We start from the raw sequence: 22,134 nt of genomic DNA, 5'->3' as shown, positions 1-22,134 counted from the left end.
ACCACACAGTAGATCAATTTACAAAACTCCCAGTCCCAGAACGTATAAACCGTCCCAAAAAAAGACGGATTACTCTTTCCTGTATAACAAAGAGGCGAGTACACGACTCGCCTCCTAGAGCTGTAGGAATTTGTGTTAGTTCAACGTGATCTGAACAGAACGCTCAAGTTGTGCGTTACTACCACTCGTTAAAGGCTGTTGATCTGCAACACCAGAAGTGTGGATGCGTTCAGCGTCAATACCTTGATCGATCATGTATTGGGCAACATGCTCTGCACGCTGCGTTGAAACACGTTCATTGGTAGCAGCAGAACCAGTCGCATCCGTACGGCCTACGATTTCAGCAGTCAACTCAGGGTTGCTGCGCATTGTCGTGATCACTTCATCAAGGTTGTAACGACCGTAGTCATTTACATCAACCTGACCCACCTGGTAAGGCAATGTGTAAGTAGAGCGAGAAGTCTGCGTTACTTCTTTTACGACTTCTAGTGGCACTTCAACTTTTTCTTCAACGACTAGAGGCGTTTCAGGTTGGCCGAATTTGTACGTCATGCCCCAGTACACTTGGCTTAGGTCAAGGTCATGGCCATTTTTCGCTTCAAGATTGTTGTAGTAGTCGTAACCGATTTTTGTCGTTACAGCATTAGTCAGTTGGTATTCAAGACCCACACCTGCAGTACCACTAAAGCTGTCAGTTTTTAGTTCGCTACCATCAGCAAAGATGTACGTTGCACCAAGCTTACCGAACATCGACAAGTTGTCAGTGAAGTACAGATTTCCTTTCACGCCTAATGTGCCAAGGTGCAGTTCTGCATCGCTTAGGTTATGCATGTAATCGTAGCTGCCGTAAAGACCAAAATGCTTGCCGAAATCGTAACCCATTTCAAGTTTAGGGCTCAGTACTTCGCTTTCTCCAGCATCAGTATCAGATAGACCCATACCAGCTGCTGCACCCAGCCAAAATCCAGACTTATCGATATTTTGATCTAAGTCCGCTGCATTTGCTGCCGAAATACCACCAGCCACAATAATTGCTAGCGTTGCTACTTTTAGTTTCATATATTTTTCTGCCTTTATTCAATTATTCGATATAAAATTAAAATCGATAATTATCGAAATAAAAATAATCAATTAACTGAGTCAATAATGTGTAATTTAATTAAAACAAGGAACAACTAGTAATAAGAATGAAATTACATGTTATATGAATGCAGGTTTTTAATTAACAACTCAAATTTATCTCTGCCATAAATGACATTTATAGAATCCAGTCACATTACACTTGCTAATTAATTTCAACATCATTAATTCACGAGATGCATAAAAGCATACCATTTCGCTCAAAAATCAAACTAAATTAACAAATTACCTCTCCATAGAAAAAGAACGCCTCATTTTTGAAATTATAAATTCCATACTTGTAACCACATGTATTTCAGATAGTTCTTACAAAACCGCCAAATCGAAGATTATTATTCATCCGTATGTATTTTAACAGTGAGTTTTATACGTTAGATCTGATGAAAATTCACAATCCTTTTCTTTTCCTGAGAAATTCATCCATTAATGGTTTTAATAAGAATAATGTTTTTAATTATATTGATGAAAAGCTAATCTCAGTCGGTTAGTCAGCCTTCATCATTGTTGTTTGGTCTCATCAAATATAATTCAGATGAAATTTCTACGTAATTTGGAAAAGTTTCTTTAAATAACCAAAAGGACGCATTACGTGCGTCCTTCTATTCTTAATTCACTTTTATACACTTAACGTTTAAACGCGAGGTTTCGCTACTTCATGTCTGGTTCAAACAATTTACGTTTCATGTAAAACTTCACCCAAACAACACTTATCGCTATCACTAAAGCTAAAATGCCTCCAGTAATGGTGTAAACCAGCGATGTCATCTCCGGTGAAGGTGAGTTATTCAGCGCGACATAACCCATCCCGATAATCCCTAAGATCTGCGGCAGCGGGTAGAAAGGCGTTTTGTACGGACGCTTGTGTTCTGGCATACGTTTACGCAATACGATGACATTGATATGAGCCACCATGTAAGCCAGTAACCAGCTTGTGGTTGCCGCAATCACCAACACAATCAGTGAGTCGATATCGAGAAACAAAAACGGAATAGAGGTACAACCAGCCATCACCACGATGCCTACCCAAGGCACATCAAAGCGATTAAGCGCTTTAAACTGCGGGAATGCCTGATCTTGCATCGCCATTCCGTGCAGCATTCTTGGGATAGAGGCTAAAATCGTATTCACGGTACTGCAGGTTGCGGCCAGCGCCATCACTGTTGCAATCACTAAACCAGCTTGCCCGAAGACAGCATTGATGTAATCAAGATATGGGATTGGTGAGCCCACTAACGTATCCACGTTGAGATAAAGGCTGGCTCCGTAGGCAAAGGCGAGAAATATTAGGAAGATCAACAACAAAGAAAGGTGCATAGAACGGGGGATATTCTTAACTGGATTTTTCACCTCTTTGATCATCGGGCAAATAAACTCGACGCCGACCATCAGCCACATTGCAAGTGCAATCAAGCCGACAAAACTACCATCAATGACACCACCAAAGCTCCAATCCACCGTTGTGCCTGATAACTCAGGATGTGGCTCACTTAATCCGGTGATTGCGCACAACCCGACAAGAATAAGCGCTGCGACCAGAATAAATGCCAGCAGGTTTTGAACTCGAGCAAAGACATCCGCGCCAACCATGTTTGTGACACTGAGCAAAACAAGGATACCTAAAGGCACCACTTTTTCAGGTAGCATACCGGGCAATAGCTCACTTAGCATGGCGTCGACTAAGAACAATTCAACCGGCAGTGCCAGCACGGACACCACGACATAGCCAGCAAATACCGCGACAATAGCAGGAAAGTGGCCGATGGCTTTTTGTGTGTAGGTCGCAAGCGACCCCTCCTGCGGAAACATCAAAGACAGTTCCGCAAAGCTCATCGCATTAAACTGGGCGAGGATAAAGGCAGCGAACATAGCGGCAACAAACGCCATACCACCGAGGCCAATGCCCTGAGTCGCCGAGATCATGGCCCCCTGAACAATAACCAGGCCGATACAAATCGCCATCATTGTTCCAAGCCCAATCTTTAACTTTTGATTCTTAGTCGCTGATCCTTCAGCTATATGAATGTTGTTAGTGTTGACTACTTCGTTCATATTTCTATTCCTTAGATTAGTTAAATCAAGATAACCAACTACAATCGGTCAAATCGGTATGGCTCGGGATTAATAAGTGGTGTCGTGCCACTTATCAGATCGGCCGCGAGCATCCCTGCGGCTGGCCCTGTACCAAACCCATGACCCGAAAACCCGGTAGCAATAGTCAACCCAGGTATCGCGTCCAGAGTGTCGATAACGGGTTTGGAATCTGGTGTAATATCAATCAGCCCTCCCCACTCTTCAGCAATTTCAGCTTGCTCAAAGTCAGGCCATGCTTTGCGCAGATTTCTCAGTGCTTCTTGGTTTAATCCAGAGTTATGATCCGGATTCATTACGCGAATCTGTTCGAACATGGAAGATTTGTTGCGTGACCAGCGTTTTGAAGCTTTAAGATCTTCAATGAAATGTCTCCCGACCGAAATTCTCAGCGCATCGCGTTGCTGTTTCAGCTGTCCTAAATAACGGTGTCCAATCAAGAAGTGATCGAGTGTCAGGCGCGCTTCTATCGCGCCGCGCTGCATGATGACAAAGCCACCATCCAAGTGTTTACGAAATGAAAAATCTGGTCCCGCAACGGCGATGTCCGTCGGGCCGTTCATCGGCTTAGAACGCATCACGGAACAAATCAAAGGCAACGAAGGCAAAGATACTCCGTGGTGACTCAAGAAAGCTTTGGACCACGCACCACCAGCCAACAGTACTTGCTCACAACGAATCTCACCCTTTTCAGTCACCACGCCGCTGACTTTTCCTCCTGACAAAGACAAATTGCGCACCGCACAGTTCTGAATAATGACCGCACCTTTCTCAATGGCAGCTCTCGCCATCGCACTGGTGGCGATGGAAGGTTCAGCTCTGCCGTCCGAGGCGGTATAGATTCCACCCAGCCATTTGCCTTCACCGCCTGGCACCATCGCTTTGATTTCTTCCGCACTCAGAAGCTTGGAGTCCAGAGAAAGCGACTTAACCGATTCAAGCCACGACTCATAAGCGCCCATCTGCTTTTCGTTATCAGCCAGGAACATAATGCCGCTTTGCTTGTAATCCACATCACGGTTGATTCTTTCTGACATACCCGCCCATAGCTGGTCAGAAGCGAGAGCCAAAGGAACATCGTCCGCATGACGATTGGTTTTACGTATCCAACCCAAGTTGCGTGAAGATTGCTCCGCGCCAACAAAGCCTTTTTCAATCACAACAACTGGAATGTTTCTCTCAGCTAATGTCAGTGCCGCATTAATACCAACAATGCCGCCACCAATAATCACGACGCTGGTCGATGCTGGTAGCTCGTTTGGTGTCTCTACAATTTCGAGTGTTTTTATCATGTCTACATCCCTTTAGTAACCTGAACTCGAACCATCAAAAACTCCGCGATTTGCTTGTTCCAAGCTCAGGTTAAAATGATAAGAATCTACCTTGTTAGCCAATAATCCGATGTTCGGTATCGCTCTTTGAAGCGCCTCGGTAAGCCGTCACTTCCAACTCAACTTTGTAAATACTTGAGCCCAAAGGAGGACACGTGACGGTGGTCGTAGGATCGATTCCTTTAAACTTGCTGCCGATGTGTTCCATCACAGCGCCGACGTCGTCTGGATTTTGAATGAACACTTTTGACGTCACGACATCGCCCAAGCTCGCGTCTACAGCCGCAAGAGCCCGCTCAATATTGAGAAACACCTGATCAGTTTGCTCGAACACATCATCTGGCATTTCGTTGGTTTCCGGGTTTCTTCCCGCAGTGTTGGAGACGAATATCCAGTTATCGACAGTCACGACACGTGAGTAACTCGCAATCTCTTCGAATCGGGAGCCGGTTTTTACCTTGATTATTTTTGCCATCTCTACATTTCCTTTGTTCTGTTATGCCACTCGATTTAGCTAAGTACTGGCTCATCCCATAAATTCAGCGAAACACCAATGCCTTTCTCAACAGCGTTGCGGTAAACTTTGGTTGCCCAAGCCACATCTTCGACTGGCATACCACCCACTGACATCACGATGATTTCTTCGTCGTTTTTGCGCCCCGGAGTAACACCTGCGACAATCTCACCCAGATCTTCCAGTTCACTTGCAGACATTTTTTCAGCGTCGATCATGTCCATAAAGCGCATTCCAACCAGAGGGATGATGTTGTGAGTCGGCTTGGGTACCTCTTCAAACCACGCCTCATACAGCCCTCTGTTATCCATTACTTTGCGAACATCAGACTTTTCCATCCCTTCATCGAGACGACAGCTGGCTGGCATCGCAAGAAATGCCCCCGGTTTTACCCACTCGCGTTTCACTTCCGGATAAGTAGACGGATCACCGGTCTCTCCTGAGTTGCAATAAGTCACCAGATCGGAATCTCGAACCGCCTCTTCTACGGTATCGACAATCTGTACATTAGTGATTTGAGGGTAAGAAGCGGCGAGCCAAGTCATAAAGCTGTCCAGGCTCTTTTTGCCACGACCTTTGATTTTGATGGTATCGACCTGCGGGCAGGCCGCGATAAAGGCGGCGACGGTGGTTTTTCCCATTACACCTGGGCCAAGCAAACCAATCACTTTGGCATCTTTTCTCGCAAGGTGGCGCGCGCCCACTCCGGGTACTGCGCCTGTGCGATACGCAGAAAGCAAGTTTGCAGACATATAGGCAAGTGGAGCACTGGTTTCAATATCGTTGAGGATGAACATCAGGATTGAACGCGGCAGGCCTTTCTCTCGGTTGGCGATGTTCGAGCCATACCACTTCACGCCGCAAGTCTGGAAATCACCGCCAAGGTATGCAGGCATCGCCATCAAACGTCGGTCAGCTGTGGGTTTAGGCATGTTCGGGAATGGGGATTCATCAGGAAATGTCACCATTGCGCCGTGCGAATCGTTGTTCGCACCTGCCATTCGGTAGTCACCTTTTTGGAGCAGTGCGAACATCTCTTCCATTGTGTCGACACATGCAGGCATATCCGTTACACCCGCTTTAATCATGTCCTGCTCTGAAAGGTAGATAAAATCAATTTTTGTGCTGTCTGACATAACGCCACCTATATCCATATAGTTTTTTGTTTGCTGCTTCATGCATTAATCAATGTGCTCAAGAAATCCGTTATATGTGAATCAGGCGGTTTCCTTCTTGAGCCATTGCTTTCGATACTATTGAGCAATGTTCTTGGCGTATTGAATTTTTGCGACATTGGGGAATACGGGGCATCTGGCGAAAATATGGCACCTTGCTTGCTTTACTTGCTTTGGCGGCTTATCGCTGAGCAGTGAGGAAAGGTGAATGGTGGCTTCATCAATGATGTTCAATATTTCGGGGATTCACTCAAAACAGCCTTGGTTTGTTTTGAGTTCAGAGCAGTTTCTTACGCGTCTATCAACCAGCAACCCCGAAGTGTCTCACTTCTACAGCTTTAAAGCCGGAAGTTCAGAATCCTCAACGACTGCCATTCCAGATGGGTGTATCGATATCGTCTTTGACTGCGATGCAGACACATCCGGCGCATTAGTCTGCGGGACGAGATTAGAGGCTTCGTCGGTACTATTTGAACGGGGCCATCGCTATTTCGGTGTCCGCTTTAATCCAGGAGTTAAGCCCGATTTTTTACAGGCCTCAGCAGGCGAACTCACGAACAAAGAATATTGTTTACAAGATGTTATGCCTCACTCCAATGAACTCATTGATTACGTCTTAGCAGCAAAAGATTTTTCTAATCACGTTGAAGCAGTAAGCCAGTTTCTCACTAGGAAAAGCCTACGAGATTCGACGAACGTGACCCGACAAATCGTCGCAAAAATTTGCCAGCATAAAGGGAATATCCAAGTTCAGGAACTGGAGAGGTTTTCAGGATATACCTGCCGGACTTTGCAGCGTATGTTTAAAAATGATATTGGGCTGACGCCGAAAGGCTTTAGCCGCGCAATTCGTTGCCAGTCAGCCGTTTACGATATCAATCACAGCAACAATCTCACGTTTTCGAACCTAGCGACAGATTTAGGTTTCAGCGACCAGCCCCACTTTCTGCGAGAGTTTAAAAAGCTGGTGAATGTTACCCCGCTCGAGTATCAAAACAGAGTAAAAGAAAAGACTTACCTGGAGCGAATTCATTGCTACTAAAAGCACTTTAATGGTGCGCTTTGCTCTAAATTTGTACACTTCTGCGTTGTTTTTCTCACAATAAAAGTCACTCCTAAACGAGAATAAACAGTGGTAATCGAAATCTCAGCACTTAGAATGCAAGGACTGAAACTTATTACCAAACTAGAGTGATTTTATGCTTCGTGATTACACCTTCGATTGCCTTGTAACCATGCCTCGTCATGAGTTGGAAGAGTTTAGTGCTCGCATGATCAGCAAAATGGTGCCTGAAGACGTGATGAATGAGCTGTTTACTTTTGATCAAGAAGAAGTGGATAGTGAAGACCGTATGTTGTCTGCCCGCCTCGATGCGATGCTGCGTATGACGGCTATTGCGCTGAGTGAAGTCCAACAAGCTTTTGATGACTCCGAGAACGCGAAGCAAAACAGCGAGAGAATGACACGCCTGATCCTTTGGCATTTCTATGCGATTTCATTTCGTTTGGAAGAAGCCATCACTTTGGAAACGCATTGTGAGCAAGTAGAAAAGCTGCTTGAAAACACCCCAACGGATGTATTTGTGTGGGTTAAGACGCTGACAGAGCTCCTGCACACTTATGCTGAGCTCAATGCAAAACTAAGCTCCCAAGACTAAGTTTGTTTCGATCTATTCAGACTATTTGAAAGAAGGTGGTTCATCGGTCCACCTTTTTACAACGCTATTCTTAGACGCTGGCAGTGTAATCAGGACTGCCTCTACTTAGCTAGAAAATAGCGTATAGTTGAGGAATCCATTCCCCCAAACACACTCGAATAATCACCTGCTTTCAACAAAAAAATCAGATAAATTTTTTCGTATTATAACAATCTGAGCAAACAGAAAATTAATCGCGATAATGATACTATTTTCATATTGGATGCGAGCAGTATGGAATCACGCAAAAAGTTAAACAAACCTCTACACATTCACCAATATGCAACTTTACGCATTTACAAACTCTCCTTTTAACATCTAGCAATTACTTAAAAAATATCTTTTATTTTTACGCCGCCTCATTGTTGCTGAGTATTTACACACTTAATCATTATTATCGTTCTTAATCGCTCATTTTAGCTCGTTTTCAAAGCCCCTTCTGTCTTGCCAAACTAGGCTGTAGCCCTTGCTTTATTTGACTTGCCGATTGTCTTGACTAAAGCTTTATGCACTCAGTTGAGTAAAGTATAAATAAGAGCTTAAGACATCTCTGCCAATGCAGGGGCAGGTGGAGTAGTAACGTGAATCTTACAAGACATGTTCTTATTTAAGACTGAATCAGCTGCTTCATTTGGTAACGAGCTTGCCCTTGTAAGCACGTGCTATCGTTCTGGCCAAGCTGTTAAAAGATAACCAGAAATCGAACGTAATATAATGGCAAAAGGAATTTATATTATGTGTAGAGACTTATGTATTATGCCTCCGGACCCGGAGCTGCATAACAAGATAGACAAGTCCAAGGATGCTTTCTTACACGGTAGCCTACTGGACCAGGTCGATCAGGTCGACTTGCTTGATATGCGTACTTATACGCTTATCACCGGACGCCCGGCAAAAACCCGCTCTCATAACCACACTCTTGAGTCGGCTCCGGTAACCGGAGTGCGACGGGCGCTGGTGTTGCTCGTCGACTTTTCAGATAAAACCGCCACGCAACCACAGAGTCACTTTAATAATCTGCTGTTTTCACTCGGTGGCAACAGTATGCGTGAATACTATCGCGAAGTGTCCTACAACAAGTTAGATGTGCAGGGCCAAGTATCCGGCAGCGGTCCAACAGCCGGATGGTATCGAGCGCCGCAGCCAAAAAGTTATTACACCAACAACGATTTTGGCTTTGGTAGCTACCCGCGCAATGCTCAAAAACTGGCTGAGGATGTGATTGATCTGGCTGCACCTCATGTCAACTTCGCCAACTACGACAACAGTGGCAACGGGAAGGTTGAAGCTCTGGTGATCATTTGTGCGGGCATCGGCGGCGAACAATCTGGTGATAAAGATGACATATGGTCACATAAATGGAGCATCTCACCCAAGAACGTAGATGGAGTAGTGGTCGATCGTTATTTTATGGCACCAGAAAATGGCCGGGTTGGCGTTATGTCGCACGAATTAGGGCATCTGCTAATGGGATGGCCAGATCTATACGACACCGACTATTCAAGTCGCGGTACTGGTAGCTGGGATTTAATGGCGGGCGGCAGCTGGAACAATGGCGGTAATACCCCAGCGCATCCGACCGCTTGGTGTAAGGTACAAGCTGGGTGGGTCACACCTGGGGTGATCTTCAACAGTGCCCAGGCTATTAACCTCAACCCTTACAGCGACAACGCACAGGTTTACAAGCTTCCGATTGGTAGCGTCAACAGCAAGGAGTACTTTCTACTCAGCAACCGTCAAAAAAGCGGTTACGATCAGTACTTACCCGGCGAGGGGATGATCATCGAGCATGTCGATGAAAACAAAACAAACAACACCGACGAAAGCCATTATCTGGTCGATATTGAACAAGCTGATGGGCAACGCCATCTCAATACCAACGCTAACTCAGGCGACAGTAACGACCCGTTTCCATCGGGCAGCAATAATCGCTTCTCCAATACCTCGACACCCAACAGCAAAAGCTACAGCGGGGCCGACTCCAAGGTTACCGTTAGCGATATTACTCGCGTGAGCAACAATATCACGGCTAACGTCAATGTCGGCGGTGCAGCGGCGAAAGAATGGAAGCACAACGTCGCGGTTTCACGCACGTATGCCACCGTTCATACGAACAATTGCTGGGCCTACCTCGCTGGAATCGGCTGGCGGAAAATAGATGGTATCAGCAATGATGGCGTCAGTAATGTATTCAATCTATTGGTAAACGCGCGAGCCTTCGATAGACCCGTCTCGGTACAAATCGACGGTAGTAAAATTTATGCCGCATACATGAATTAGGAGAAATACTCATGAACTTTTCCAACAAAAAAATTCTTCGTACCTATTCTACTCCACACTCAAAAAATGTCTGGGGGTATATCGATACCATCGGCTGGCGAAAAATTAAGCCTAGCAATACCGACAGCTCAACTAATATGTTTATGATGCTCAATGCCGCTAAAGGTAGCGGTAAAACTGTATCCGGCACCATTGAAGACAGTACCAGTCAAATCACCATCCTTTATTTCTAGGGGGCTGCTATGGCACAGACTATTAATATCAATATTACTGAGTCACAACCTGATGTTCAGACATCGGCTCAGGCATTCGTCACAGACGACGGTCCTCCCCCTACAGGCGTTGAAGAAGCTGCAGAGAGTCACGATGAGCTGAGTGCACCGGCACCCAACGGTTCTGCTGAGTTCAACGAAGCGGCTGCGTTTGATGACGCACCCGCACCAGGTCCTGAAGACTTCTTTCACGAAGAAACAAGCGACCTAAGCGTGGCTCCACAACCGGATATGGTTGAAATGGCATTTTCCGATGCGCTTGGTGAGCATGTACCCATGCCTGACGAGTTCATGGATGCGGAGTTGACCAGTGACGCCATCCCCGAACCGAAAGAGCAACCGGTCGCTGAGAAGAAAAAATCCACCCGAGCGAAGAAGTAGAATTGAACGGGTACTTAACAAGCCGATGCACACCTTCTACACTGCTGGTGTGCATCTTGTTATTTTTTACGGAGCCAACTATGAGCGGAGTTTCGGCAGCCCCCAATCAATCCACCCTAACCGGCCAGGTGCTGGCAATTAGCCAGAATGAAAATGGTAAGCATCGGGTACGTTTACTCATCGAGCAGGTCGATCGTCAGTTTGGCCCTTGCTTTACAGAGCCTGGCTCCCATTTAGACTGTTTCACTTTTGACAACGTCGACGAGCTAACGGTCGGCAGCCAAATTCGGGGACAGGCAGAGTTTATCGGCGGGCCACATCATCAGGAATGTCTACTAAGTGGTATCAGTGTCGATTTTCATTAGTCTCTAGTATTTCTGTAAAGGAAGACTTATCTGAGCGTTCTCCTTTACCTTTCCCCAAGGGTAACCATTATCATCAGATCGACATTTCTCAGTAATAAAGGACCAACCATGAGCTGCTGTAATAAACCCCCACGTGGTGGTAGTAATGATCTTGGATTAATGATGAAGTTTTTTCTGGTTATGCTGGCTGTTATTTTTGCGTTAGCCTTAATTGCCGGAATGTTTTAGTTAGTCTGTTTAGCGACTCTGAGACAAATATGAACAGATTATGGCAAGCCATCACGCCCTTTTAGCTTGCCAAATTAAACTCTTATTTCTTCGCTCCCTCACCAGAGTAACGCTGAATCGGAGTAACCTTCAGTGGCGTAAGTTCTAGGTTACGGAGTACGGTGGTGCCTCCAACAGATACCGCCGTAAGATCATTGGCGTCCTGAGTTCCAAATATCAGATTAGACAGCGACATCTCACCATCGTTAACAAACACTTCGATGGTGAACGTATCGACAATGATGTCTAGTTTTACGATACCGTTATGGGCACGAACTACCGTTTTACGTTCGTCACGATATACATCTGGCATTGAGCTTGCTATTGCGTCCCTATCGCGTCTGATAAACACCGTTTCGTGTTCGAAGTCATACCCTACAATGGCAAAATGACCGTCCTTTCCTTTGAGTTGTAACTGGTACTCACTAGCGTTTGAGTGTGCGTCAAGATCGACTTTAAGGCGGTAAGCGTCAGATATCGGCTTAGGGAAACTTGTGTTCGATGACTCTAATACTTCAACGGCCGAGCGAGTATAAGCATCGCCTTCAAGCCCTGCTATTGCCTCAATCGGCTGGGAGAAAAGGACAGGTTTTCCATCTACAGTACGCAGTTTTATTTGACGAACAATAGAGCTCGCGGCTCCATGCCATGCTTTAATTGGCAACTCGTTGGCATAACCCCAATTGTTAAGCCAGCCAATCGCGTAGCGAGATTCAAGACGCTGGTCAGCACCTAAATTGGAATCTTGCCACGACACCATCGCATAAAAATCAGCTCCTGCGTCCAGCCATTGTGGTTCTTCACTTTCTGGTATAAAGCGCTTTCCATCCCAGCTTCCAATCCAGTAAGCCGTGCCCGTCGTTTTTCCTGTTCTGAAACCATTCGCTCCGGATGCAAGCACCCAGCGAATGTTATTAGGATCACCATCAAGCGAGAGTTGAAACAGATCAGGACACTCGAGAAGACCAAGATCATCACGCTGGAAATCGGATTGATATGTCCAGTGTTTAAGATCTGAAGAGGTATAGAAGCCAATTTTGTGCCCTTCCGCAAGCGCCATTACCCATTGAAGGTTCTCCTCATCCCAAATGACCTTGGGATCACGCCAATGTTCAGCCCCTGGGTTATCCATGATTGGGTTATCGTCATACTCTTTAAAGTGGTAACCACCATCGGTTGAAACAAAGAGTGACTGACGCTGTACACCTTCGTGTTGCTGAGTCGCAATAGCAATAATCGCTCTGGCACCAAAGCCCGCCGTATTGTTGGTATCAACGACGGCGCTCCCCGTTTGAATATCGCCAAGGCCGTTTTTATATTTGTGAATAGCTACACCATGTTCCTGCCAATGGACGAGGTCTTTTGATGTCATGTGATACCACGCCGTCCCATTCCCATTTGGGTAATCAGCGTTGTAGAGATAGTAGAAATGCCAGACACCATCGATAAAGAAAGGACGCTGAGGATCATTCATCCAATGTCTGTTGGGAGTAATATGTATAGCTGGCCGATAAGGGGACCATTCTGAAGGGCGAGTAAATTGAGACGAGCTGGCAGACGCCAATTCAACGCCAGAAAGTGAGAGACCGACAGTAAACAATGCAAATAAAGCACAGGCAACAGTGACAAGTGTTATGCCCGTCAGTGAGTTAAGTTTAAAGCGCATAATCCTTCTTATTATCATAGAGGGGCGGAATGCCCGCCCCTCTGATTTATGACATGTACAACTTCAGGAATTCTATTTAAGCGTTTTCTGGATCACACCGCTTGGATTAACGTTTATATTTGCAGGGATATCCGCCCAGCCACCTAATCCACTCGTCCCGTAAGAGTAATCGACTTCAGTAGTATCTCCATCAATCAGGACTTTCACTGTTGGTGCCAAAGTACCACCTCGTCGGAAGTTTTCTTTAACGCCGATAGTATCGATAAAGGATTGAATCAACCCATCAGGCATCACATAGTGTGAGTAAGACTGGAAGTGACCTGCTGGCTGGTTGTAGTCTGGGTCGTAAGGCGTTCCTGGGTAGAAGTTCAGGTTGGTTGGGTTACCAAGTACAAGACCTGAACCTTGGTTCAGTGGTTGGTAATCACTGCGGATACCATCACCTACAAAGCCATACACCCCTTCCGGACCAGTGATACCACTTGCAAATGTCGTACTGTGGCTGATAGTGAATAGGTAGTATTTACCATCTTTTTGATAGATCTGAGGGCGTTCGGTCTGGTCAGTAACACAGTTCGCCGAAAGGATCGGTGGCAAGAACTCCCACTCGGAAAGGTCATCATTGGTCGCTCGCGCTAAACCAACGTTACCAATCTGGAATGTCGCACCCGATGCATTCACATCTCTGACTGTTTCAGCGTACGGGTCACCATCCTGATAACCTAGATCTTCCTCGGTACACTTCGCCGAGCCCCTTTCCATTGCTGAGTTACCTTCAAAGACCATGAAGGTTTCGCCTGGATGAGCAGGATCTTCGAACGTAAACGGGTCACGGAAGTTAAAGTAAGGGTTTTGTTCAGCCGTTTGGTAGTAGGTACCGTCAGCTTCCAGAAGATTAATCACCTTATCGAATCCGGTGAATTTCACGCCATTTTTATTCGCGTGTATCTTACCGACGCTGAGTGCAATGCGTGGGTCATATGGCTTGATGTCATTGCCGTTTGAGTCACGATAGAACGCAACATCGGTAAAGAAAAGTTTCACTTCACCACCCGGGAAAATTCGGGCAGAACCAGACCATTGTGTCTGATGACTGTATGACTGATCCTCAAAGATTTGTCCGGTGACACCTTCGTCAAAAACAAGGCCACCATAAGTCCAGCCACCGTTTTCTGGGCGTTCCTCTGCTGGAATACCCGCTGGACGATAGAAGTAGCCGATCTTCGCATACTGGTGTCGTTCATCAAAACCTAGGCTCCGATCCGCAACAAGTGAGAAAATAATCTCCTGTCCGTTCACGCTATATTGGTTGGCATCCGCATCAGTCAGTGGCCATGAATCCCATACCCATACCTGCTCATTGGACATGTCAGGAAAATCCTGAGGGACGCTCGGCATCGTGTACTCTTGTGGCATAGAGTTCTCACGTGACCCAGCCATTGGATCAGACATACGCTTGAGCTGACGAGCATCAGCACGGGTCCATTTAGCCGTAAAATTACTCTCAGGAGCGTAAGCTTCTTGAGTGTGTACCGTTGGCTCTGGACCAGGTTGAAGCTGTGCTGCAAAAGCTAACTGACTTGCCGCTGTTCCCATTAAAATCCCTAAAATAGGGACTCCCGCTTTCATTTTTGTCGAATGCATTTTACTTACCTCTGTTAATAAAATTCTCAAAATATTCAATTTTCCAGAAGTGGTTAACCCTCAGAAATGTCACAAACTATCAACGGCATAACCCATTCGAAATCATCTAAAAATCACACCAATTTCGGTAACGTTCCCGAAATTAGGTAAAACTTCGCCATTCACAGACAAACAGAATCAACAAATAGCTGAATGCACCCGTGAATGTAAATATCAGACCAAAGAGTTTGATACTAAAAATCGAACGAATTTAATAAGTCGAAATACAAAACTGGCGGTCCCGCTATCATAGGAAATGTCCGTTAGATCGGAGACTTTGCGTCACCCCCTTTCGGAGGTTTTGCCTTTTCAGTCATGCATCCTACAAGAGAAGAGATGATGAACTGAGTGTGGCTAAGCCTTTGCTAACCACGCGAAAAAGCATAACAACGAAAAATGACAATTCAAGATCAATAAGATTAAGGATATAAAACTCTGACAATATTCAGACATCCGAACGCCTTTATATATGAATACGCGTACCTAACAAACCCTTAATGAAACTGACTTGGATCCGGTTACAATAAAATTGTTTAGATACATTAACGTATCCTTCATAAACAACTGATTTATTAACCAAAAACTGTCATTTTTATGACAATGATTTTAGCAATTTAAATATCGATCAAATTTCATACGCAACAACGAACTCACATTGGTTTAACTCAGAATAAAAAGGGAACGTTACCAATTATTCAATAAGTGTATTTGGGTAAGATAAAGCGATACATATCTGCCGTTACGATTTTCATTCAAGCAACGTTATGCAAATAAAAAATGTCTGGCATGGGTACGCAAAAAGCCAGCAGAGATACTGCTGGCTTTTAAACACGAACACTGATTACTCAGTCTGTATTTGACAGAATTAGTTCGTTAAACCAAATCGAACCTGTCAGCATTCATCACTTTCGTCCAGACAGCAATGAAGTCTTTGACAAACTTCTCTTGGTTATCATCCTGCGCATACACCTCAGCGTAAGAGCGCAAGATAGAGTTTGAACCAAACACAAGATCCGCGCGAGTTGCAGTGAACTTCACTTCACCCGTTTTGCGATCACAAATCTCATAAGAGTTGCGGCCTGTTGGTTTCCAGCTGTATGCCATATCAGTTAGGTTGACGAAGAAGTCATTCGTTAATACACCAACGCGGTCAGTGAATACCCCATGCTTGCTACCACCATGGTTTGTACCAAGTACACGCATACCACCAATCAGGACTGTCATTTCTGGCGCGGTTAAACCAAGTAGTTGTGCGCGGTCTAGCATCATCTCTTCTGGAGTAACTGTGTAGTGCGTCTTCTGCCAGTTACGGAAAGCATCTGCGAGCGGCTCCAGAACGTCGAATGACTCTGCGTCAGTTTGCTCTGCTGTCGCATCACCACGGCCAGCCGAAAATGGCACGTCAAAGTCAAATCCTGCTGCTTTCACCGCTTGTTCAATACCGACGTTACCCGCAAGAACAATCGCGTCTGCAACGCTGATACCAAATTCTTCCGCCACTTTCGTTAACTCTCCCAGCACTCGCGCCAGACGTTCTGGTTCGTTACCTTGCCAAGCATTTTGCGGGGCCAAGCGGATTCGCGCACCATTTGCTCCACCACGAAGATCCGAACGACGGAATGTGCGAGCGCTATCCCATGCTGTCGCAACCAAATCGGAGACACTCAGACCAGTAGCGGCAATCTTCGCTTTAACCGCTTCTATATCGTATTCGGTATTACCTGCTGGAATTGGGTCTTGCCAGATTAAGTCTTCAGCCGGCACATCTGGGCCAACGTAACGAGCTTTAGGGCCTAAATCACGGTGAGTCAGTTTGAACCAAGCACGAGCGAAGACTTCATTGAAGTAAGCTGGATCTTGGTAAAAACGCTCTGAAATCTTACGGTAGTCAGGATCGACTTTTAGCGCCATGTCGGCGTCCGTCATCATAGGGTTGTAACGGATTGAAGAGTCTTCCACATCGACTGGTTTATCTTCTTCGGCAATTTCTACTGGTTCATATTGCCAAGCACCTGCCGGGCTTTTTGTCAGCTTCCATTCGTGCTCAAGCAGCATTTTGAAGAAACCGTTATCCCATTGTGTAGGATGAGTGGTCCACGCGCCCTCAATACCGCTGGTCACCGTATCACGGCCGATGCCACGCGATGTATGGTTGTTCCAGCCAAGGCCTTGCTCTTCAATATCTGCAGCTTCTGGCTCTGGCCCCAATTCCGCAGCATCACCATTACCGTGCGCTTTACCGACCGTATGGCCACCAGCAGTTAGTGCTACCGTCTCTTCATCATTCATCGCCATGCGAGCAAAGGTCACGCGCATATCAGCTGCCGTTTTTAACGGGTCCGGATTGCCATCGACACCTTCTGGGTTCACGTAAATCAAACCCATCATTACAGCTGCTAGAGGGTTTTCTAGGTCTCGCTCGCCAGAATAACGACTCCCCTCAACACCCGAAGGCGCTAACCACTCTTTCTCCGAACCCCAGTAGGTATCTTTTTCTGGGTGCCAGATATCTTCACGACCGAATGCAAAACCAAAGGTTTTAAGACCCATTGATTCGTACGCCATGTTACCCGCCAGAATCATTAGGTCAGCCCAGCTGATTTTATTGCCGTATTTTTTCTTGATTGGCCACAGTAAGCGGCGTGCTTTGTCTAAGTTACCGTTATCAGGCCACGAGTTTAATGGCGCAAAGCGCAGATTACCGGTAGATGCACCGCCTCGACCATCAGCAGTACGATAACTACCTGCTGAGTGCCACGCCATGCGGATCATCAAACCACCGTAATGACCCCAATCCGCTGGCCACCACTCTTGGCTATCTGTCATCAGATCTTTTAGATCATTTTTCAGCGCTTCTACATCCAGCGTTTTCAATGCTTCACGATAGTTAAAACTTTCACCCAGAGGGTTGGTCTTTTTATCGTGCTGATGAAGAATATCTAGGTTTAGGGCATTCGGCCACCAATCCATAACAGTAGAACCCGTAGATGTCATACCGCCATGCATCACCGGGCACTTCCCCGCAGAATGGTTATCTTTACTCATAAAGTTTTCCTTAAAGAGATAAATATCTTTTCGTAAGTGAATCTCATTTATCGCTAAGCTAGCATAAGCTCTAGGCTAATTTTCAAACACTTACCTCCTTAATCATGGTTTAAGAACTGTATGACAAATTGGTCAGAAAGGTATGACACACGCATACAGATCATCCTCACAAAACTTCAGTTCCCGATATGCGCCTTAAAACTCAGCCTCTTAGTTTATGAAGTAAGGAGGATTTACAAACTGGCACTCTTGATAAAATAATCAGAATCAATAGGAAGATGGGCATTCACATGGACAAACGTCAAAAGCAGCAAATGCAATTTGAAAAGAGCGGAGAAAATCTCATCGTCGGCAATATAGACGATTGTCCGATATCTCCGGAACAATTGGCTCGAACGACGGAGGCTTCTCCTTATGTGGTGGAAGCTTTTCAAAGTGGATTAACGGCTGAAGTATTTCGGGTTCGGTTTGGCGGAAAAGACTACACTCTGAAAAAGAAGCGCCCTGAAGCCAAGGTGCAAAATCTTAATGGACAGTTGTCGTTCCTGAATGAAGTGCAGCGTCGTTCTGATTTGCAAAAGCAGAAAGATTCTACGCACACCTCCGTGGACTTCGAATGCATCGTGCCGACGGTGTACGCTGATTATCGCTTAGGCATCATTCTTTCTGAGTGGATAGAAGGGAAACCCATCAGCGATGTATCTTCCTCATTGCTTTACCAGCTATTCTCAACCTTATCTGCGTGTGAAAAAATTGGCCTGTTCGAGTGGGACTTGTGCAGCGGCAATCTGCTCGTAGATGACGACCATAAGCTCTGGCTGTTCGATTTCGGCTACATGTACCCCTTCGACCTGCTAACGGAGCTCAACAGTGACGGCCTTAATGCGCCTATCTTTCAGTTTTGTGAGCGCTTTGAAACTCGATTCCTTTCGGGCTGGCTTGTGCAGCAAGGTTATTCTCACCAAGAATCATTAACCCTATTCAAAAACGTTAAACATGAAGCACTTAGCGTCTTACTAGAGCAATGCAAGTGGCTACGTCTTAACCACGCCAGTTCTGCCGTTTTAAACCACAAAGAAGCGCAAGTGACCAAATACCAAACCGCCCTTCAGAATAAAAAAGCCTTAGAGGACTTATTTATTGTTGAGATGTTTCGCTCGCATGTTTTGGATATCGAAGATGATATTGATGGGAAAAGTTGTACTGCAACAACGCTAAAGCGCGTCAATACGGTTCTTGAGATGGTAAACGAGCATTATGATTTTCTCAGCGAACAAGGTGCACTGTTCTACCAAAATGAAGGGAAATCAAAGCAAGAACTTATGGACTCCTACCGCGACAAACTTGCTTTGGTGAAGGAATATCAGCTCAGTAAAAACCACCAGTAACCACTGAATAGCCCAAGTAAAATGTCCATCTTCTCACTTGGGCTAAGTGACGATTGTGCTACTTCTTAATTGGATTAAGAATGATCGTTGTGCGTTTTGCTTTCGGTCCAAATACTGCTCGCGCACGCGACTTAACCTCTTCCAAAGTGATGCTTTTAGCCGTTTGTTCCACATTCAGCAACAGATCCAGCCCATAGTCATGCACCAGATAACGACCATATGCCCATGCTCGCTGGCTAGGTCTGTCCTCCATTCCCAGCATGGCGACCACCAATTGTTTCGCTGCGATATCGACCTCTTTCTGGGTAATGTTTTTCGCCAGATCATCAAAAATTTTATTTAACTGACTGTCCATGATCGCCACATCTTTTGGGTCGACTTGCGATTCAAAGATCCAATCCGAGACTTGCTCACGATCCTGTATCATCGGGTAAATACTCGGACTGTAATCCAGACTCAGATCTTCACGTAATTGAGCCATTACGCGTCCTGCACTGATGCGCTGTAAGATATCGACAACCATCGTGTCCCGCGCGCTTTGGGTAACATCATTGGCGTTGGTCAGACGCTGCAAATAAAGTGAAGACGGCTCATGACCATCCGTCATTACAGAGCGACCAGATGCCTGCGGATTCAATGCCACGTGGTAATCAATAGGCTCACCAGGTGTCATTTCAATAGAAGCAACAAACTTGGTCAACAGAGGTTCAAGTTGCTCTGGTTCTATGTCCGCAACCACCACCATTTTGAAGCCGTTATTGAACTTAAATAAACGCTTGTGTACCGCCAGTATCTGTTCTGCGGTAACGCTCTCGACACCATCGCTATCCAAAATACGATGGCGACTTTCCGGCAGATAAGCATTTTGATTGGCTTCCTGAACCAGCTTTCCCATTGGTGATTCAAAAAACGCGCGACGCTGCTGTTTAAATTCTTGCTTTACCGCTGTCAGTTGGCGCTCATCGACCTTAATTTCTGTGCTCAGGTTATAAATTGCATTCAATGCACTTTCCAACTGTGCTTTTTGCGTGGTGACTTTTACGCCGTGACTGGTGGTATCTAACATCGGAACAATAGAAGTATTGTTGCTACGTAAGTAACTGTCTAACTCCGAACCTGAAAAGTACCCGAGCCCGCTTCTTACCACTGCCATGGTGGCTATCTCATAAGCTGGGTAAAGCGGCTTATCTACTGCCGCTTTTCCGCCTTGGCTTGCAAAGTATATGTAAGCGCGCCCACCCGCTTTTTCGTCCTTTTGGAACCATACATCGACGCCATTAGAGAGTGTATATACCTCAAACCCTCCCGCCTCTTTGCGAGCACTGATAATGCTGCCTTCCCTAACTGGCTGAAGGAAACCTCCCGCTCTCGCTTCCATCGACAATGGTTTTTCTCCGGGTTGGAAATAAGCCGTATTCAGAGATGAAAATACATCGGGAAACTGCGCGCGTGTTTCGTTTTTGCTCATCCCGATAGAAAAGCTCGGCGGCAAAGATAGCAGCTCTGTAATGTGAGCATTCACACTGGCTAACGTGGCGTTGTCGAGAAACGTTGCCAGGCTCTGAGCGTAACTTGATTTGGACTGGCTGACGCTGTTTTGCTCTAACTGGAATACACGCGCATCAGCGTAGCTATTAGGTTTACGCTTGCTCCAGTCAGAATCCAGATTGGTGAGTTCACCTTGCCAGTTAGCCATAACACTGTCTAATTCTGCTTGGGTGACGCCATAACTCCGAAGCGAAGTTAGCGTGCTGATAAACAGGCGGTGCATTTTTTCGCGGCGCTCTGGCGCAAACGCAATACCGGCAGACATCATCCGGTGGTAGTTAGAATAGTAAGGTTGAGCGTACGCATACTGGAAAGGAACAGCAGCATCATTGAGATCCGTGATCAGTCTCTGCTGGATCAATTGTCCAGCGACTTCATCCAACCATTCTTGATGCTGTTGTTCAACGGTTTGGCGTCCTATCGCGCCTCGTTCAACAACAAGATGCAGGCTGGGTGACTCTATGGAATTACTTGGCAGGATTTCATTATTGATGTTAACGCGAATATCGCGGCGTTTTTTAATCACCACATCTGACGTACTTTTCCAACTGGAAAAGGTCTTGTTAATGTCTTCCGCAAGAGCGTCGACATTAACATTGCCGGTCACGATAAGCTCGGCGTACTGCGGCTGGTACCACTGTTGATAAAAGCTTTTCAGCGTAACTGGCGTCGCCTTTTCTATCGAATCTCGAGTACCAATAGGATCATGCTCGCCATAAAGTGTACCTTCTACCGAAGCTTGATACGCATTTAAAGCAAAAGGCTTATCATCCGGGTTCGCACGACGCCACTCACCTAAGATCACGCCTTTTTCTTTTTCCACTTGGGTTGGTGAAAAGGTCAGCCCGTCGCCAATATCTCGCATCCAGATTAGCGCGTCTTGCAATTGACTTGGGTTTGCGAGCTCCAATTTGTATCCTGTCTGCTGATAGGTCGTGAAAGCATTGATGTCCGCGCCAAAACTCCCTCCGGACTGCTCGAATAATCTTATCGCCTCATTACCAGAAAAGTGCGTACTGCCATTAAACGCCATGTGCTCAACAAAATGCGCATAACCTTTTTGGCTTGTTTGCTCTTGAAACGAACCAATGTTCATCACCATTCGCACAGAGACCTCTTGGCCTTGTGTCGGGTAGATATGATATTTCAAACCATTCGGTAACTGATTAACGTACCAGTTGGTGTCAGCCTGAATCTTTGTCGAGTTAGGGGTAACAACACAGCCCGACAATATTAAGGTCGAGGCTAACAAACTATAGCGCATAGCAATGATCCGAGATGATGACCATGCAAT

Annotated in this window: 16 protein-coding genes and 1 riboswitch; of the genes, 7 read left to right on the top strand and 9 right to left on the bottom strand. The window is 45.9% G+C overall.

Features of this window, described 5'->3' with window-relative positions; genetic code table 11:
• Window positions 1-135: 135 nt before the first annotated feature.
• The 5 genes from DBX26_RS21555 to DBX26_RS21535 form a co-directional block, all read right to left on the bottom strand.
• Window positions 136-1,059: an OmpA family protein gene (locus DBX26_RS21555; protein WP_118120852.1), complete on the bottom strand. Its 924-nt coding sequence runs from the start codon at window positions 1,057-1,059 to the stop codon at window positions 136-138.
• A 729-nt stretch (window positions 1,060-1,788) separates the two neighbouring features.
• Complete coding sequence (locus tag DBX26_RS21550; protein WP_118120851.1) at window positions 1,789-3,189, bottom strand: APC family permease; 1,401 nt, start codon at window positions 3,187-3,189, stop codon at window positions 1,789-1,791.
• A 38-nt stretch (window positions 3,190-3,227) separates the two neighbouring features.
• Window positions 3,228-4,520 (bottom strand): FAD-binding oxidoreductase, encoded by a 1,293-nt coding sequence (locus DBX26_RS21545; protein WP_118120850.1) that lies wholly within the window; start codon window positions 4,518-4,520, stop codon window positions 3,228-3,230.
• A gap of 94 nt (window positions 4,521-4,614) precedes the next feature.
• Window positions 4,615-5,034 (bottom strand): RidA family protein, encoded by a 420-nt coding sequence (locus DBX26_RS21540; protein ID WP_014235036.1) that lies wholly within the window; start codon window positions 5,032-5,034, stop codon window positions 4,615-4,617.
• A gap of 35 nt (window positions 5,035-5,069) precedes the next feature.
• Window positions 5,070-6,209 (bottom strand): tyramine oxidase subunit B, encoded by a 1,140-nt coding sequence (locus tag DBX26_RS21535; protein ID WP_118121249.1) that lies wholly within the window; start codon window positions 6,207-6,209, stop codon window positions 5,070-5,072.
• Window positions 6,210-6,471: 262 nt separating this feature from the next.
• On the opposite strand from DBX26_RS21535, the gene DBX26_RS21530 reads away from it, so the two are divergent.
• The 6 genes from DBX26_RS21530 (at window position 6,472) to DBX26_RS21505 (ending at window position 11,243) form a co-directional block, all read left to right on the top strand.
• A complete protein-coding gene (locus DBX26_RS21530) occupies window positions 6,472-7,290 on the top strand; it encodes an AraC family transcriptional regulator (RefSeq protein WP_254063562.1) in 819 nt (272 codons plus the stop codon).
• A gap of 157 nt (window positions 7,291-7,447) precedes the next feature.
• Complete coding sequence (locus DBX26_RS21525) at window positions 7,448-7,906, top strand: exoribonuclease R (RefSeq protein ID WP_118120848.1); 459 nt, start codon at window positions 7,448-7,450, stop codon at window positions 7,904-7,906.
• A gap of 753 nt (window positions 7,907-8,659) precedes the next feature.
• A complete protein-coding gene (locus DBX26_RS21520; RefSeq protein WP_254063560.1) occupies window positions 8,660-10,225 on the top strand; it encodes a M6 family metalloprotease domain-containing protein in 1,566 nt (521 codons plus the stop codon).
• Window positions 10,226-10,236: 11 nt separating this feature from the next.
• Window positions 10,237-10,458 (top strand): hypothetical protein, encoded by a 222-nt coding sequence (locus tag DBX26_RS21515; RefSeq protein ID WP_014235041.1) that lies wholly within the window; start codon window positions 10,237-10,239, stop codon window positions 10,456-10,458.
• 9 nt (window positions 10,459-10,467) lie between these two features.
• A complete protein-coding gene (locus DBX26_RS21510; RefSeq protein ID WP_118120846.1) occupies window positions 10,468-10,878 on the top strand; it encodes a hypothetical protein in 411 nt (136 codons plus the stop codon).
• 80 nt (window positions 10,879-10,958) lie between these two features.
• Window positions 10,959-11,243: a hypothetical protein gene (locus DBX26_RS21505; protein WP_065298042.1), complete on the top strand. Its 285-nt coding sequence runs from the start codon at window positions 10,959-10,961 to the stop codon at window positions 11,241-11,243.
• Window positions 11,244-11,553: 310 nt separating this feature from the next.
• On the opposite strand, the gene DBX26_RS21500 is transcribed toward DBX26_RS21505, so the two are convergent.
• The 3 genes from DBX26_RS21500 to katG form a co-directional block, all read right to left on the bottom strand.
• Complete coding sequence (locus DBX26_RS21500) at window positions 11,554-13,176, bottom strand: glycoside hydrolase family 32 protein (RefSeq protein WP_118120845.1); 1,623 nt, start codon at window positions 13,174-13,176, stop codon at window positions 11,554-11,556.
• A gap of 72 nt (window positions 13,177-13,248) precedes the next feature.
• Window positions 13,249-14,820 carry a glycoside hydrolase family 68 protein gene (locus DBX26_RS21495; RefSeq protein WP_118120844.1) on the bottom strand — a complete coding sequence of 524 codons (1,572 nt, stop codon included), beginning with the start codon at window positions 14,818-14,820 and terminating at the stop codon, window positions 13,249-13,251.
• Window positions 14,821-15,090: 270 nt separating this feature from the next.
• A riboswitch (cyclic di-GMP riboswitch) is annotated at window positions 15,091-15,175 on the bottom strand.
• A gap of 557 nt (window positions 15,176-15,732) precedes the next feature.
• A complete protein-coding gene (gene katG, locus DBX26_RS21490) occupies window positions 15,733-17,904 on the bottom strand; it encodes a catalase/peroxidase HPI (RefSeq protein ID WP_118120843.1) in 2,172 nt (723 codons plus the stop codon).
• Window positions 17,905-18,194: 290 nt separating this feature from the next.
• Here katG and DBX26_RS21485 point away from each other — a divergent pair, with 290 nt between their 5' ends.
• Window positions 18,195-19,292, top strand: a complete 1,098-nt coding sequence (locus DBX26_RS21485; RefSeq protein ID WP_118121248.1) for an AarF/UbiB family protein — start codon at window positions 18,195-18,197, stop codon at window positions 19,290-19,292.
• Window positions 19,293-19,350: 58 nt separating this feature from the next.
• Here DBX26_RS21485 and DBX26_RS21480 read toward each other — a convergent pair whose 3' ends face one another.
• Window positions 19,351-22,104, bottom strand: a complete 2,754-nt coding sequence (locus tag DBX26_RS21480; RefSeq protein ID WP_118120842.1) for a pitrilysin family protein — start codon at window positions 22,102-22,104, stop codon at window positions 19,351-19,353.
• Between the last annotated feature and the right edge of the window lie 30 nt (window positions 22,105-22,134).

The sequence above is a fragment of the Vibrio sp. dhg genome (assembly GCF_003443775.1).
GTDB classification, from domain to species: Bacteria; Pseudomonadota; Gammaproteobacteria; order Enterobacterales; family Vibrionaceae; genus Vibrio; species Vibrio natriegens.
Note: the sequence above shows the minus strand (reverse complement) of the source record. Positions and strands in the feature narration are given on the sequence as shown.

Bases quoted from the DNA above. Each gene is read 5' to 3' on its own strand.
- DBX26_RS21555 (WP_118120852.1), bottom strand. From the start codon at position 1,059: ATGAAACTAAAAGTAGCAACGCTAGCAATTATTGTGGCTGGTGGTATT.
- DBX26_RS21550 (WP_118120851.1), bottom strand. From the start codon at position 3,189: ATGAACGAAGTAGTCAACACTAACAACATTCATATAGCTGAAGGATCA.
- DBX26_RS21545 (WP_118120850.1), bottom strand. From the start codon at position 4,520: ATGATAAAAACACTCGAAATTGTAGAGACACCAAACGAGCTACCAGCA.
- DBX26_RS21540 (WP_014235036.1), bottom strand. From the start codon at position 5,034: ATGGCAAAAATAATCAAGGTAAAAACCGGCTCCCGATTCGAAGAGATT.
- DBX26_RS21535 (WP_118121249.1), bottom strand. From the start codon at position 6,209: ATGTCAGACAGCACAAAAATTGATTTTATCTACCTTTCAGAGCAGGAC.
- DBX26_RS21530 (WP_254063562.1), top strand. From the start codon at position 6,472: ATGATGTTCAATATTTCGGGGATTCACTCAAAACAGCCTTGGTTTGTT.
- DBX26_RS21525 (WP_118120848.1), top strand. From the start codon at position 7,448: ATGCTTCGTGATTACACCTTCGATTGCCTTGTAACCATGCCTCGTCAT.
- DBX26_RS21520 (WP_254063560.1), top strand. From the start codon at position 8,660: ATGGCAAAAGGAATTTATATTATGTGTAGAGACTTATGTATTATGCCT.
- DBX26_RS21515 (WP_014235041.1), top strand. From the start codon at position 10,237: ATGAACTTTTCCAACAAAAAAATTCTTCGTACCTATTCTACTCCACAC.
- DBX26_RS21510 (WP_118120846.1), top strand. From the start codon at position 10,468: ATGGCACAGACTATTAATATCAATATTACTGAGTCACAACCTGATGTT.
- DBX26_RS21505 (WP_065298042.1), top strand. From the start codon at position 10,959: ATGAGCGGAGTTTCGGCAGCCCCCAATCAATCCACCCTAACCGGCCAG.
- DBX26_RS21500 (WP_118120845.1), bottom strand. From the start codon at position 13,176: ATGCGCTTTAAACTTAACTCACTGACGGGCATAACACTTGTCACTGTT.
- DBX26_RS21495 (WP_118120844.1), bottom strand. From the start codon at position 14,820: ATGCATTCGACAAAAATGAAAGCGGGAGTCCCTATTTTAGGGATTTTA.
- katG (WP_118120843.1), bottom strand. From the start codon at position 17,904: ATGAGTAAAGATAACCATTCTGCGGGGAAGTGCCCGGTGATGCATGGC.
- DBX26_RS21485 (WP_118121248.1), top strand. From the start codon at position 18,195: ATGGACAAACGTCAAAAGCAGCAAATGCAATTTGAAAAGAGCGGAGAA.
- DBX26_RS21480 (WP_118120842.1), bottom strand. From the start codon at position 22,104: ATGCGCTATAGTTTGTTAGCCTCGACCTTAATATTGTCGGGCTGTGTT.